12 protein-coding genes are annotated in these 13,513 nt (G+C 41.5%); 6 read left to right on the plus strand and 6 right to left on the minus strand.

The features are described from left to right. Positions 1–16: 16 nt before the first annotated feature. From gyrA to BUC20_RS03600, 4 genes are all read right to left on the minus strand, one after another. Positions 17–2,644, minus strand: coding sequence for a DNA gyrase subunit A (gene gyrA, locus BUC20_RS03585; protein WP_073227505.1), 2,628 nt, complete (start codon positions 2,642–2,644; stop codon positions 17–19). A gap of 131 nt (positions 2,645–2,775) precedes the next feature. Then, on the minus strand, positions 2,776–3,672 hold the full coding sequence (hemF, locus tag BUC20_RS03590; protein ID WP_073227507.1) for an oxygen-dependent coproporphyrinogen oxidase: 897 nt from the start codon (positions 3,670–3,672) through the stop codon (positions 2,776–2,778). Between the two features lie 81 nt (positions 3,673–3,753). Next, entirely contained in the window at positions 3,754–4,974 is a 1,221-nt protein-coding gene (locus BUC20_RS03595) for an MFS transporter (RefSeq protein WP_073227510.1), read from the minus strand. A 104-nt stretch (positions 4,975–5,078) separates the two neighbouring features. Next, a complete protein-coding gene (locus tag BUC20_RS03600) occupies positions 5,079–5,387 on the minus strand; it encodes a phosphoribosylpyrophosphate synthetase (protein WP_073227512.1) in 309 nt (102 codons plus the stop codon). 80 nt (positions 5,388–5,467) lie between these two features. Between BUC20_RS03600 and BUC20_RS03605 the strand changes: the two genes are divergently transcribed. From BUC20_RS03605 to BUC20_RS03615, 3 genes are all read left to right on the plus strand, one after another. After that, positions 5,468–5,953: a DUF4442 domain-containing protein gene (locus BUC20_RS03605; protein WP_073227515.1), complete on the plus strand. Its 486-nt coding sequence runs from the start codon at positions 5,468–5,470 to the stop codon at positions 5,951–5,953. 23 nt (positions 5,954–5,976) lie between these two features. Then, a complete protein-coding gene (locus tag BUC20_RS03610; protein ID WP_073227516.1) occupies positions 5,977–6,603 on the plus strand; it encodes an AlbA family DNA-binding domain-containing protein in 627 nt (208 codons plus the stop codon). Positions 6,604–6,668: 65 nt separating this feature from the next. Further along, entirely contained in the window at positions 6,669–8,036 is a 1,368-nt protein-coding gene (locus BUC20_RS03615) for an MATE family efflux transporter (protein WP_073227519.1), read from the plus strand. A gap of 87 nt (positions 8,037–8,123) precedes the next feature. Here BUC20_RS03615 and BUC20_RS03620 read toward each other — a convergent pair whose 3' ends face one another. Together BUC20_RS03620 and BUC20_RS03625 are read right to left on the minus strand one after the other, a co-directional pair. After that, positions 8,124–9,092 (minus strand): hypothetical protein, encoded by a 969-nt coding sequence (locus BUC20_RS03620; protein WP_073227520.1) that lies wholly within the window; start codon positions 9,090–9,092, stop codon positions 8,124–8,126. Then, positions 9,089–9,451 carry a chorismate mutase gene (locus BUC20_RS03625; protein WP_073227523.1) on the minus strand — a complete coding sequence of 121 codons (363 nt, stop codon included), beginning with the start codon at positions 9,449–9,451 and terminating at the stop codon, positions 9,089–9,091. Before BUC20_RS03625 ends, BUC20_RS03620 begins: the two co-directional genes overlap by 4 nt. Before the next feature lie 393 nt (positions 9,452–9,844). On the opposite strand from BUC20_RS03625, the gene BUC20_RS03630 reads away from it, so the two are divergent. The 3 genes from BUC20_RS03630 to BUC20_RS03640 all read left to right on the plus strand — a co-directional run bounded on the left by BUC20_RS03630 (position 9,845) and on the right by BUC20_RS03640 (position 13,512). Next, positions 9,845–10,786 (plus strand): sulfite exporter TauE/SafE family protein, encoded by a 942-nt coding sequence (locus BUC20_RS03630; RefSeq protein WP_073227526.1) that lies wholly within the window; start codon positions 9,845–9,847, stop codon positions 10,784–10,786. Positions 10,787–10,978: 192 nt separating this feature from the next. After that, positions 10,979–12,412 carry a sensor histidine kinase gene (locus BUC20_RS03635; RefSeq protein WP_073227529.1) on the plus strand — a complete coding sequence of 478 codons (1,434 nt, stop codon included), beginning with the start codon at positions 10,979–10,981 and terminating at the stop codon, positions 12,410–12,412. Positions 12,413–12,423: 11 nt separating this feature from the next. Further along, a complete protein-coding gene (locus BUC20_RS03640) occupies positions 12,424–13,512 on the plus strand; it encodes a sensor histidine kinase (RefSeq protein ID WP_073227532.1) in 1,089 nt (362 codons plus the stop codon). Position 13,513: the final 1 nt, after the last annotated feature.

Consider the following 13,513-nt stretch of genomic DNA (forward strand, 5'->3'; position numbering starts at 1 on the left):
ATTTATGGTCAAAAATTTAATTTTCTTCTTCTTCAGTGTCATCGCCTTCTTCTTCACCTTCTTCTTCCTCCTCTTCGATTTCTTCTGCTTCTTCACCTTCTGTCGCAGTTTCGTCTGTTGCAACTGCATCAGTAACCACAACGCTTTCTCCGTCTACCAGTACTGCATCTTCTCCTTCAACCTCTTCGTCTTCATGCTCGATTTTAGCAACTGAAGCAATCTCATCGTTTCCTTTCAGGTTGATCAGACGTACACCCTGTGTTGCTCTTCCCATTACCCTTAACTGGCTAACTACGATCCGGATCACGATACCTGATTTGTTGATGATCATTAAATCATCCGCATCTGTTACGTTCTTAATCGCCACCAAAGCACCGGTTTTTTCGGTAACACTAATGGTTTTAACACCTTTACCACCTCTGTTAGTAACGCGGTAATCTTCGATATCAGTACGTTTACCGTAACCTTTTTCTGAAACCACCAAAATGGTTACGTTAGGATCATCAACAGCAATCATGCCAACCACTTCATCCTGATCGTGTGCAAGGGTAACTCCTCTTACGCCGGTAGCTGTTCTGCCCATAGGCCTAACTTTCTCTTCGTTGAAACGAATAGCCCTTCCGGAACGTAAAGCCATTACGATTTCACTTGATCCTGTAGTTAAACTTGCTTCCAGTAACTGATCACCTTCATTGATGTTGATCGCGTTGATACCATTCACACGTGGTCTTGAATAAGCTTCTAAAGAGGTCTTTTTAATTGTTCCTTTTTTAGTACACATGATAATGTAATTGTTTTCCAGGTATTCCTGGTCTTTCAAGTTCTTTACCTTAATGTATGCTTTGATTTTCTCTTCCTTAGGAATGTTGATGATGTTCTGAATTGCTCTTCCTTTGCTCAATCTTGATCCTTCAGGAATTTCATAAACCCTTAACCAGAAACAACGTCCTGATTCTGTAAAGAACAACATGTAGTTGTGGTTAGAAGCCACCAGTAAATGCTCGATAAAATCTTCATTTCTGGAATCACTTCCTTTAGAACCTTTACCACCTCTACCCTGAGTACGGTATTCTGTAGCCGGAGTACGTTTGATATATCCTTCATGAGAGATCGTGATCACTACGTCTTCATCTTCGATAAAGTCTTCCATGCTCATATCTTCTGCAGAGTGAACGATCTGAGTTCTACGCTCATCGCCGTATTTCTCCATCATTTCAGTCAGCTCATCTTTGATGATTTGCATTCTCAGGTCTTCTGAATCCAGGATCGACTGTAAATACTCGATTAGTTTCATTAACTCGTTGTATTCATCTTTGATCTTATCACGTTCCAGTCCTGTTAACCTGCGCAAGGTCATGTCAAGGATTGCCCGGGCCTGAATATCACTCAAACCAAATTTCTCCATTAACCCGGTTCTTGCATCCTCAGGAGTATCAGAACTACGGATTAATTTAATCACTTCATCCAAATGATCTAAAGCGATCAGTAAACCTTCTAAGATGTGTGCTCTTTTGTTCGCTTCAGCCAATTCGAATTTGGTTCTGCGGACCACTACATCATGCCTGTGGTCAACGAAGTGACGGATCAGGTCTTTTAAGTTTAACATTTGCGGCCTGCCATTTACAAGCGCAATATTGTTCACACTAAATGAGGTCTGTAAAGCTGTTTGTTTGAATAAGTTATTCAAGACAATAGAAGCATTCGCATCACGTTTAATTTCATAAACGATACGGATACCATCCTTATTGGACTCATCTTTAATGTTGGAAATTCCTTCAATTTTTTTCTCACCAACCAGTTCCGCTGTACGCTCGATCATCATGGCTTTATTCACCTGATAAGGGATTTCCGTAACGATAATGGTTTCGCGGTCTTTATTGGATTCAATCTCAGCTTTAGCGCGCATTACGATACGGCCTCTACCTGTTTCGAATGCTTCCTGAACACCAGTATAACCATAAATAATGGCTCCTGTAGGGAAATCCGGTGCTTTGATGTGTTTCATCAGTTCCGGGATCGTGATCTCGTTATTTTCAATGTAAGCGATCGTTGCATTGATGGTCTCGGTGATGTTGTGAGGTGGCATATTGGTGGCCATACCTACTGCAATACCAGAAGAACCATTGATCAGTAAATTCGGAACTTTTGAAGGAAGAACGGTTGGTTCCTGCAGGGAATCATCAAAGTTCAACTGGAAATCTACGGTGTCTTTGTTGATGTCTGCAAGCATGTCTTCAGCGATTTTCTGGAAACGTGCCTCCGTATAACGCATTGCTGCCGGAGAGTCACCATCAATCGATCCGAAGTTACCCTGGCCTTCTACCATCAGGTACCTTAAGCTCCATTCCTGAGCCATCCGGACCATAGTATTGTAAACTGAGGAGTCACCATGCGGGTGATACTTACCTAATACCTCCCCAACGATACGGGCAGATTTTTTATAAGGTTTATTATTTGCAAGCCCCAAGTCAAGCATACCGTATAACACACGGCGGTGTACCGGTTTCAATCCATCACGAACATCGGGTAAAGCCCTTGATACAATAACCGACATCGAATAATCGATGTAAGCAGACTTCATCTGCTCGTCAATATTGATTTTAATTATTTTGTCGTTTTCTTGATTTTCTAAATCTTCTGCCATAAATAGTAATGTTCCCTAAGAACGATTTAAACGTGGTATTCTTATAACCTTGCGAATTTAATAAAAAATGCGCCATTAAGGCGCATTGTGGAAAAATTTTGTCGTATATATTTCGGGTATAAAAAGGCGAATTAAGCCCATTCAATGCCTTTTTTCAGCTTACTCAAAGTGTAAGCTTCAGGACTGTCGGCAATTGGCTGATAATTATACACCCATTTCGCCATTGGAGGAAGACTCATCAGAATAGACTCAATCCTTCCATTGGTTTCCAACCCAAATTTCGTTCCGGCATCATAGACCAGGTTAAATTCTGCATACCTGGATCTCCTCAGGTATTGCCATTCCTGTTCCTGCGGACTGAAATCCGTATCCCTGTTTCTGTCGATCAGCTCCGTATAAGCCGGAAGGAAGGTATTTCCTACCGCTTCCGAAAATTCCAGCAAGCGGTCAAAATCCATCCCTGTATTTTCAGGCTTCAGCTTATCATAAAAGATTCCGCCTACCCCTCTTGTTTCTTCCCGGTGTTTGATAAAGAAATAATCATCAGCATGAGTCTTAAATTTAGGGTAAAAAGCGCTGTCAAACTCATCGCAGGTTTGTTTCAGTAAATGATGAAAGAACCTTGCATCCGTATCAATCACATAATGCGGGGTCAGGTCTATTCCTCCGCCAAACCACCTAGTCTGATCATCCATTTCAAAATAGCGGATATTCATATGTATAATTGGCACGAAAGGATTGCCTGGATGCATCACAATAGATACTCCTGTAGCAAAGAAATCATCACTTTCGATCTTAAATGCCTTTTTTATCGCATCCGGCAATTTGCCATGCACTGCAGAGAAGTTTACCCCTCCTTTTTCTATGACATGACCATGCTGTAAAATCCTGGTCCTGCCGCCACCGCCACCATCACGGCTCCATAATTCTTCTTCGAAACGTCCTTTTCCGTCGGCCTGTTCCAAACCTTCACAAATGGTATCCTGAATTTTCTGGTAAGCTGCAACTACTTTATCTTTAAACTCCATTTTCCTAAAAACTTAAGCTCAAAGTTAACCTTAAAAAAAGCGTAGTCCATCCAAAAGTTGAGATAGTACATTTTTTTGACACTATTCTTCAATGAAATTTAAATCACGTCCATAAGTTTCCTCGAGGTTATAAAGGGCAATGTATGCCATCCCAACAGTAATCACAGCTACACAAAGCGCCGCGTTGACGATCCCCATGCTTCCTGCCAGCCATTGGAACAACATCGTCACCAGAATCAGTGAACCCCTAACCATATTAGGTGCGGTAGTCGTTACGGTAGCCCTCAGATTTGTGCCGAATTGTTCGGCTGCCATCGTTACAAATACCACCCAGTATCCGGTGAAAATACCAGTAGACAAACAGAAAATATAGAAGTTGGTGGCTGTCCATCCACTGCTCATCAGGTAGAGCAGCATGCTGCCAAAAGTAAGGGTTAAAAAGACAAACACAATCTTCTTCCGGGTTTTGAAAACCTGACTCAAAGCCCCGGTCAGGAAGTCGCCAATAGAAATCCCTATATAAGCAAACATCACTCCTTTCCCGTTGTCCAGGTATTCTTTAGCGTGTAAAGCCTTCCCAAATTCAGGGGCAATACCAATCAGAATCCCTACAACAAACCATACCGGTACTGCGATCAAAATGCAATTCAGGTATTTGAATCCTCTTTTCCGTGTCAGGAGCATCATGAAATTTCCTTTGGATACTTCCTTTTCTGCCATCTTCTTAAACATTCCGGATTCAAAAACCCCGATTCTCAGCAAAAGAAGGACTACGCCCAATCCGCCACCAATGAAAAAGGCATTGCGCCACTCAAACAAGTCGCCTACAATATAAGCCGCTACCGCACCACTCAACCCTATTCCCGCAACCAGCATTGTTCCATAACCGCGTTTCTCTTTACTCATACTTTCTGAAACCAGGGTGATTCCCGCCCCAAGCTCACCAGCGAGCCCTACTCCTGCGATAAATCTTAATGCGGCATACATCGGAATACTGGTCACAAAGCCATTGGCAATATTGGCCAGGGAATACATCAGGATCGAGCCAAAGAGTACCGACAAACGGCCTTTTTTATCTCCCAGGATTCCCCAGAAAAAGCCACCGATCAGTAAACCCGCCATTTGCCAGTTCATCAGGCGCAAGCCTGTTTCAGTGATCTGATCAGCAGGAACACCCAGCGCTGCCAGGCTTTTATTTTTTATAATCAGGAATAAAAGAAGGTCATAGATGTCTACAAAATAGCCAAGTGCGGCGACCAATACCAGGAGGAATACGTTTTTGTTGTTGTTTTCGGTAGTCATTGTGAAGGTTTGTTTGCGGACTGAAAGTACAAACAAATTTAAATAACCAGGAAAAATTATTTTGTACAAAGATTTTTATAAGATTTCTGCATTGCTATACTTTTTTAATCGTGGTGCATCTTCAGTTTATCCAATAATTCGGGAGAAACATTTTCTGCATACACCCCATAGGCATCGATCATTACGCCCTTTAGGTTCCCTACCGGAGAGGAAATGGCGTATATAACTGCACTATCTCCGGGATCATTCATGCCTTCAAAACGATAAAATTCATCGATTTCAAATTCCTCTGGCATCAGCTGCATATCGATGGACTTACATTCGATATAATCAGGACTTAAGACGAAATCATATTCATAACCTCTTTTTTCGAGATCTGCAACTGCGGCAGTAAGGGTGTCATATACGTACATAGCTCTAATTTACTAAAAAATTACTTTAGTAACCACATTAAAATTTCATAGTTCAATAAACTTTCTGATATTTAAGCATCATGGTTGTATCAGAAAAAACCCTTAAATGGGGCCTTTGTTTTTACCCTCCTTTATTGTTCCAGCGTATATGGGTAAAGAAATTCCATAAAGGTTTCCGGGGCGTGGATGTAAAAATCAATAAAAGCCTTTTCAATAAAAACTACAATGGCTCCATCTTTGGAGGAACCATTTATGCCGCTACGGATCCTTTTTACGCCTTGTTGTTTGATCAGTTGCTTCAAAGACAGGGGTTTAAAGTCAGGGTTTGGTTAAAGAGTGCTTCGATCCAATACCTAAAGCCTGGCCGGGGAGATTTATTTTTCAGCATTACCGTCAATGACGACATGCTGAACGAGGCTATTGAAGCGTTAAATACGGTAGGCAAATTTGTAAAAGCCTACCCGATGGAGATCACCAATGCACAAGGTGAATTGTGTGCTACGGTCATGAATGAAGTGTACGTCCGAAACCTGCATCAGGGAGAAGAACCACGCATTGCTTATTAATTGTATGTTTAAGTCACAGTCCAATGAATATCAAGAAACTCATCCTGCAAGGCGAAGGAACTACCCTGGATTTCAAGAAAACCATTACCAGCAACGAAAAAATTGCGAAAAGCCTTGTTGCTTTTGCCAATAACAAAGGTGGGCAATTGCTGATTGGTGTTGCAGACGATGGCAGCATCAAAGGCGTAAAGTCTGAAGATGAAGAGCGCTATATGATCACCAAATCTGCACATCAGTTTTGCCGGCCTGCTATAGAGCCCGAATTTGAAGAAATTTATGTGGATGACAAACTGGTACTTGTGGTCAAGATCCAGCCCAGTGATACCAAACCGCATTATGCCTTAGACGAGAACAAGAAATGGTGGGTTTATTTCAGAGTACAGGACAAGAGCCTGCTTGCCAGTAAAATCATTGTGGATGTGATTAAAAAAAGTGGTGACCAAAACGGACAGCTGATCAGTTACACAGATTATGAGAAAAAGCTCTTCGAATATCTTGGACAGCAAGGCCGGATTACGCTGAAGGAATTCAGCAAGATCACCAGGAGTTCTTATAAAAAAGCACAGAAAGTCCTGGTCAACCTGATCATAAGTGGTGTGATCCAGCCACATACTTCTGAAAAAGAAGAATATTTCACGTCAATACAATAACAACTGAATGTAAAATTATTTTACAGCCCCTAAATTACAAGGTGGAATTGCTGACCTTTGCGACAATGCTTAGTAGACTTTATTCAAAATATAAACCTTATTACTCAGACAACCTTCGTCTGGCTATGCCGATTGTGGTTTCACAATTAGGCCATACACTTGTTCATTTAGCTGATAGTGTAATCGTTGGGCACTTTGCCGGAACGATACAACTGGCAGCAGTATCGCTGGTCAACAGTCTGTTTATGCTCATCCTGGTGATCGGAATGGGAATTTCGTATGGCTTAACACCGCTGATGGCCCAGGAAAACGGAAGAAAAAATTATGAGGAATGCGGAAAACTCCTCTCCAATAGTCTGATCATCAATATCATCACCTCTATCCTGCTTTACGGTTTCGTTCATTTGGGAACCTTGCTGGTGATTGATCACATCGGACAATCTCCGGAAGTAGTGGCTTATGCCAAGCCTTATTTAGGCTACCTTGCCATCTCTATTATCCCATTGATGATCTTCCAGACTTTTAAGCAGTTTGCCGAAGGACTGGGTTTCACGAAACAGGCCATGTTTGTTTCCATCTGGGGAAACCTGCTGAACATCATTCTCGGAATCATTTTCGTGAAAGGGATGTTTGGAATTGCACCTATGGGTGTTAAAGGAGTTGGCTTAAGTACCCTGATAGACCGCTGTCTGATGGCCATTGTGATGTCCATCTATGTGATGAGGTCTAAATATTTCAAAGCCTATATCAAAAGTTTTAAACTCACTTTCTTTGATAAAGTAAGGGCGCTTAAAATTGTGAAAATCGGTGCGCCGGTAGCCCTGCAATATTCATTTGAAATCAGCGCGTTCAGTGGTGCAGCGATCCTGATCGGAACCATTGGTGCCGTAGAACAGGCGGCCCACCAGGTGGCGATCAACCTTGCTTCGGTGACCTATATGATGGCCAGTGGAATTGCCTCTGCAGCGACCATCAAAACAGGGAATAATTTTGGAAAGAGAAACTTTAATGACCTCAGACAATCGGCAATTGCCAGTTACCACGTGATCATTCTTTTCATGAGCCTGACTGCAATCCTGTTTATCGTGGCGAATAACCTGCTCCCTTATATCTATACAGAAGACATGGCTGTGATCAATATCGCTGCCCAGCTTTTGATCATCGCAGGATTCTTTCAGTTATTTGATGGAACGCAGGTGGTTGGATTAGGCGTGCTCAGAGGAATCGGCGATGTCAATATCCCCACCATCATCACTTTTGTAGCCTATTGGATCATCGGAATCCCGTTGGGATACCTGTTGGGTATTAAACTCAATATGGGGGTAAATGGAATATGGTATGGCCTGACTTTCGGCTTACTTACAGCCTCTATCCTACTGTTTTTAAGGTTTCAGAATAAAACACGTTTGCTCATTTCCAAAACAGCAGTCTGATCTTTAAAAAAGTATTTTCCTTTCATAAAAAAGCCCTCCAAATTCGGATGATTTGGAGGGCTTCGTAAAGCTTTCAAGGGTATTTTATTATTGAAGCTTTTTCTTTACCGGAGTTGTTTTCGGCTTAGGCTTTACAACAGGAACTTTTGGTGGAGGAACTCCGGGACTTTCTACCACCACTGTACCCTGTTCCTGATCCATCCCCGCATCATCATCTCTTTGAAAGTGAGCCTCCTGCTCCGGAATTATCAGTTTTGAATTAAACCGGGCCTTGGATTTTAACAGGTTATAAGTATGTGCATTTCCATCAGTATCACGCAAAGACAAGGAGTCCGGGATCCTTGCATCCAGAAAATAGCGGTCAAATTTGCGCAGGTCAGTTTCTTTGGACAATTCTTTTTTCACCGCAAAATATTGTTCTCCCCCCTTGCCTTCTGATAAGAACAAACTATCGTTCCTTAACACCGCCTGAAGGGAAATCGGAGGGCTATCTGCCTCAGTGCTATAATACAACACAAAATCATTCCACCCTGGCAAAGGTTTGAATGTATAAACCACATTGTTATCTTCTTCAGAAGGGCCATAAACAGGTTTAGAAAGAAAGAATTGATGTACTGGTTTGTCGGTTACCTTTAACTCATTACTCCGGCTAAAGGTCGACTGGTCCCTGAGGTGTAACAGTTTGAAACTATTGGCTTCAAAAGCATCCTCAAAACTCACCGCCACAGAAGTATTCTCCGCAAACCCTTTAAAAGTAAAAGCTTTCCCCTTATCAGTCGCATTGTTGCTGTGCCTTCCAAAGATCACAAAGGGCTCAGAGGCGGCCTTTTCCTCTTTTAAACTCAGTTTTCCATCCTTTTCCGTCCATTTTCCCACCATGACTTTATCCATAGCACCATAACTCAAAGAAAACAAAAAGCGGCCATCAGGCAGAATCATGATTTCCTGGGCAATTTCCGGCTTTGAACCATTATAGCGACCAGGAAAAATACTTGTTTGCGCATAGATGGCCATATTTAACACTAGCATTCCTGCCAGCAAACTAATCTTTTTCATTGCTCTTCTTCTTTTTTTACTGCACGTTCAATTCTCAGGCTCTCTTCATGAATGGCATTCATCACTTTTGTCATCAGTTTTGCTGAAAGCCCTTGCTCCGCTCCCATCCTGATGTTCTTTTCTAATATCTGTTTAAACCTTCCCTTTTGAAGTGCAGGAATGTTATTTTTCATTTTGTAAATGCCTACTTCTTTCACCACCCGCTCCCTTTCTCCAATGATCTCTATCAATTTTTGATCCAGTGAGTCAATCTTTTTGCGGTGGAAAGCTAAAGTGGTGTCTGCCAGCTGCGCATAGGAAGCATTGACAAATATCAGGCAAAGTAATAAAGTGAGATAATAAGAATGGATAGATTTCATAGTAAACAGGCTTGCTTAAAAAGCACTAATTAAGGGACAATCGGGTCAATATCAAAGAAAAACAGCAGAATCTTACTAAATAATTTTGTTTATTCAGAAAGTTAATATAATATTGCCTACTAATTCTATAGACATTATACATGGCCAGACAATTACTCCACCTACTCTACGTGATTTTTAAAAATTATTCTGAAGAATCGATGCGCACTAGTTGCCTGATGTACTGCCCTGTACCTTTTAATACTCGGTTAAGGCGCTGATTTTGAGGTTTGCTGTCCCTATAAATACACTGCAAAATTCTGGCTCCAAATTCAGTAATGCACCGCATTACCGAAAAACTATTGATCATGCCAGTACAGATTTAATCAAAGAAGTTTAAAAAGAACAACAATAATGAGTTTACAAGACAACGATATCAGCCTGGCTTTACAACGGAGCAGGGCTCAGGAAAAAAAGTGGAAACGCATTGCTTACCTGTGCCTCTTTCTTCTTGCCTCACTGTTTATCGGAATAGCTGTTAATACCTATCTTTCCTACGAATCTGTACTCAGCTTTGGAAAAGAGGTCTATGCAGGGATGGATGATAAATTTCTTTGGATGCTGCTGGTTGGTTTCCTGGCCCAAATGGTGGATGGTGCGCTGGGAATGGGATATGGAGTCGTTTCTACCACCTTATTGTTATCCGGAGGATTAAACCCAGCGGTGATTTCAGGGAGCATTCATACTGCGGAAATGTTTTCCAGCGGTGCATCCGGCTTCAGTCACTATCGTTTTGGCAATGTCAATAAAAAACTGTTTAAGACTTTATTGATTCCTGGCGTACTGGGTGCTATAGCAGGTGCATTATTACTAGGCTACGCTGGCGAAGCTTTCTCTCAATACATCAGGCCAGTGATTTCTATCTACACCCTTGCCCTGGGCATCAGGATCCTGAGCAATGCCTTTAAGGAAAAACAGAAGCCACAGAAAGTAAAACGTGCGGGCTGGCTGGCAGGTGCCGGAGGCTTTTTAGATTCTTTTGGTGGTGGTGGCTGGGGACCATTGGTGACCTCCACCCTGATCTCTAAAGGGCGTACCCCTAAATATGTGATCGGATCGGTTAGTTTAACCGAATTCTTTGTAACCATGGCCAGCGCAATTACCTTTTTCTTTATCCTCGGAGTCAGTCACTGGCAATCCATATTGGGTCTGATTATTGGAGGTGTAGCTGCTGCGCCTCTTGCCGCCCGCCTGGTGGGCAAACTTCCAATCAAGAAGATGTTTATCGGAGTAGCGGTCATTGTCATTATCTCCAGTATCAGAATCATCTGGAATTCAATTGATAAGCTGCTTTAAAAATCCAGGGGATTGCCACAGGTAATGAATTTCACCTGAACTGCAGCAATCCTTTTCTTTTCTGATAAATACCTAGCCGTAAAACATTTAAATATTTCTTTAATAAAACAAGGAAGCAAATCAGCTGAGCAACTCATTTCCAAAAGATTAGCTATTTATCAAATAAAAGAATAAATTTGTTGTCAGCATCCAATGGTAAAGACTCTCTTCCTCTTTTTTCAGCGTTTTAATACACCCGCACTTGATCAAATGATCATTGAAGATGAAGTTAGAACCGCCAACCTTAGCCGGTGCAGGGTCATCACGGGACTTTATCTCCCTCTGGCAGTGATCATTCACTTCTATTTCAGGTATGGCAATTTTATCAGCAAACCAGGAGCAGAAAACTGGGTCGAGGGCTATCTTATCTTAAACCTTTACATCGGTTCTATTAGCCTTGTTTTATTTTTAACAGCTTTCTGGCTAAAGAAAACAGAAAATGAGCAGGGACTTTTAAGTGCAGTTCTTCCCCATTTCGTTTTTCTTTTGTTTGCGATCGGTGGGGCAACCTGCTCTGTATACGATCAAACCTTAAACAATTCTATTACCTCCTTTTTACTCGCCTGTCTTTTAAATGCAGCCATTTTACTCATCCGCCCTTTACACCTCTTCCTTTACCTCTCTACCATTTATTTAGGATTCTGCTACGGTCTTTATCTGACCCAGCATGACCAAACTGAAATGGTATTGACCATTATTGATGCATTGTGCATGGTTACCGTGGCCTATGCTATAGCCTGGGTTTTCTGGAAAAACAATATGACCCGCTTTAAACAGGGCCGGCTGATCAAATCACAACGGATGGTATTGGTACATCAATATGAAAAACTGGCCAGATCAAATGCGCAACTGGAGGTTTCAAACGGTAAACTGGAAGAGTCAAATGCCAGCAAGGATCAGTTTTTCTCCATACTGGCACACGACCTGAGAGGTCCTTTAGGCTCAGCAATGGCCCTGACAAAGTTTCTGGGGGAAGGAGAGTTTGAAAGCGATCCCGAGGAGCGGCAAAAGATGTACATGCTCTTGCAAAACAGCCTGAATAACAGTGCTAAACTTTTAGAAAATGTTTTGCTGTGGTCTACTAACCAGGCTGGGGTACTGAACTTTAAGCCAACATTGCTGAATGTTTATGACACGGTACAGTCGAGCGTGGAAGTCCTGAAAATTGTCGCCAGTCAGAAACAGATTGAAGTGCTCAATTTTGTCCCTAAGCAATTGTCTGTATACGCGGATAGTGATATGCTCCATACCATATTCAGGAACCTCCTTTCCAATGCCATTAAGTTTACGCCTAATCTGGGAAATGTGGAAGTCCGTTCGGAACTCTTTGCCAGCGAGTTGAATGGGAAACCAATGCTGAAAATATCTGTGATTGATTATGGTGTTGGAATGAGCCACAAAGTCCTTAGTAATCTTTTTCAAATTGAAAAAAAAATGATCGGTTTAGGAACAAACAACGAATCAGGAACAGGATTAGGGCTGGTTTTGTGCAAGGATTTTATTGAAAAGCACGAAGGAAGCATCCTTGTGGAAAGTAAGGAGAACGAAGGAAGTAAATTTATGATAACTTTACCTGGCCGAAACTAAACCTCCCTTTAATGACACCTGCTTTTAAGCAATATTTTTCCCAATTGTTTTCAAAATACCGATGGGCATTGCATTTGTTGTTCTGGCTGATCTTTTTTGCATTAAATTATATCGGAACTGCTCAGGGAACAGGTTTTGATAACCGTAATTTTCCGGCTCCTTTCCCCGCCCTGGCTTTAACCATTTTTATAACAGTGGTATTTATTCAATCCTACGTTATCCTGCTGTGGATATTGCCTTTATACAAGAAATCCGGAAAATATATTTTTTGGCTTTGCCTTTTTGCCGTTCTTTTCTTTTGCTACCTGGCGTATATCTTATCTGCAAAAATGGTGATTAACAGTATTCCGATAATGAGCTCCAGGCCGGAATTTGAATTGATTTTTATGTTGAAAAGAAAAGCAATCATGTACGTTTTTCTATCCTCCGTATTCATTGCCTTCTATTACTTTGTAGACATTTACGATCTTCAGAAAGAAATCCGGAAGCTGGAGCAATTTAAAACTCAAAAGATTGCACTGGAGAGCAGTTTTTTAAAATCACAGATTAACCCTCACTTTTTGTTCAATACACTGAATAACATTTATGCACTGAGCTTAAAAAAGTCTGTTCAAACCCCGGTGATCATTGAACGGCTGGAATCCCTGCTTCATTATATGTTATATGACTGTAAAGCAGATCTCGTTCCTCTGGAGAACGAATTTACCTTTACCAATAGCTATATTGAGCTGGAAAAATTAAGACATAAAGAAGAGCAATGTAAGATCAGTATAGACATTAAAGGAGATGCTGCTGCTCACCGGATTGCTCCATTGTTGCTGATCAATTTTTTAGAAAACGCATTTAAACATGGAACAAAAACCAGTTTTGGTAAATCATGGATCAATATGGAAATAGAAATCTCTAAAAAAGAATTCCATTTTAAACTGAGAAACAGTAAACCAGCCAAACCTGTGCATCATACCTTTTCGGAGTACCGCGGAGGCATTGGCTTAAAGAATGTAAAGAGAAGATTGGAAATTTTATACCCGAGACGGCACAAATTGCTCATCAGCGATCAGCCAGACCATTTTGAAGTCAATTTAGTCCTTAATTTTTAGC

The organism is Pedobacter caeni (assembly GCF_900129215.1).
Classification (GTDB): domain Bacteria; phylum Bacteroidota; class Bacteroidia; order Sphingobacteriales; family Sphingobacteriaceae; genus Pedobacter; species Pedobacter caeni.

What these genes read in the sequence shown, in the direction of transcription:
- gyrA (WP_073227505.1), bottom strand. Translation starts at nt 2,644, where the DNA reads ATGGCAGAAGATTTAGAAAATCAAGAAAACGACAAAATAATTAAAATC.
- hemF (WP_073227507.1), bottom strand. Translation starts at nt 3,672, where the DNA reads ATGGAGTTTAAAGATAAAGTAGTTGCAGCTTACCAGAAAATTCAGGAT.
- BUC20_RS03595 (WP_073227510.1), bottom strand. Translation starts at nt 4,974, where the DNA reads ATGACTACCGAAAACAACAACAAAAACGTATTCCTCCTGGTATTGGTC.
- BUC20_RS03600 (WP_073227512.1), bottom strand. Translation starts at nt 5,387, where the DNA reads ATGTACGTATATGACACCCTTACTGCCGCAGTTGCAGATCTCGAAAAA.
- BUC20_RS03605 (WP_073227515.1), top strand. Translation starts at nt 5,468, where the DNA reads ATGGTTGTATCAGAAAAAACCCTTAAATGGGGCCTTTGTTTTTACCCT.
- BUC20_RS03610 (WP_073227516.1), top strand. Translation starts at nt 5,977, where the DNA reads ATGAATATCAAGAAACTCATCCTGCAAGGCGAAGGAACTACCCTGGAT.
- BUC20_RS03615 (WP_073227519.1), top strand. Translation starts at nt 6,669, where the DNA reads ATGCTTAGTAGACTTTATTCAAAATATAAACCTTATTACTCAGACAAC.
- BUC20_RS03620 (WP_073227520.1), bottom strand. Translation starts at nt 9,092, where the DNA reads ATGAAAAAGATTAGTTTGCTGGCAGGAATGCTAGTGTTAAATATGGCC.
- BUC20_RS03625 (WP_073227523.1), bottom strand. Translation starts at nt 9,451, where the DNA reads ATGAAATCTATCCATTCTTATTATCTCACTTTATTACTTTGCCTGATA.
- BUC20_RS03630 (WP_073227526.1), top strand. Translation starts at nt 9,845, where the DNA reads ATGAGTTTACAAGACAACGATATCAGCCTGGCTTTACAACGGAGCAGG.
- BUC20_RS03635 (WP_073227529.1), top strand. Translation starts at nt 10,979, where the DNA reads ATGGTAAAGACTCTCTTCCTCTTTTTTCAGCGTTTTAATACACCCGCA.
- BUC20_RS03640 (WP_073227532.1), top strand. Translation starts at nt 12,424, where the DNA reads ATGACACCTGCTTTTAAGCAATATTTTTCCCAATTGTTTTCAAAATAC.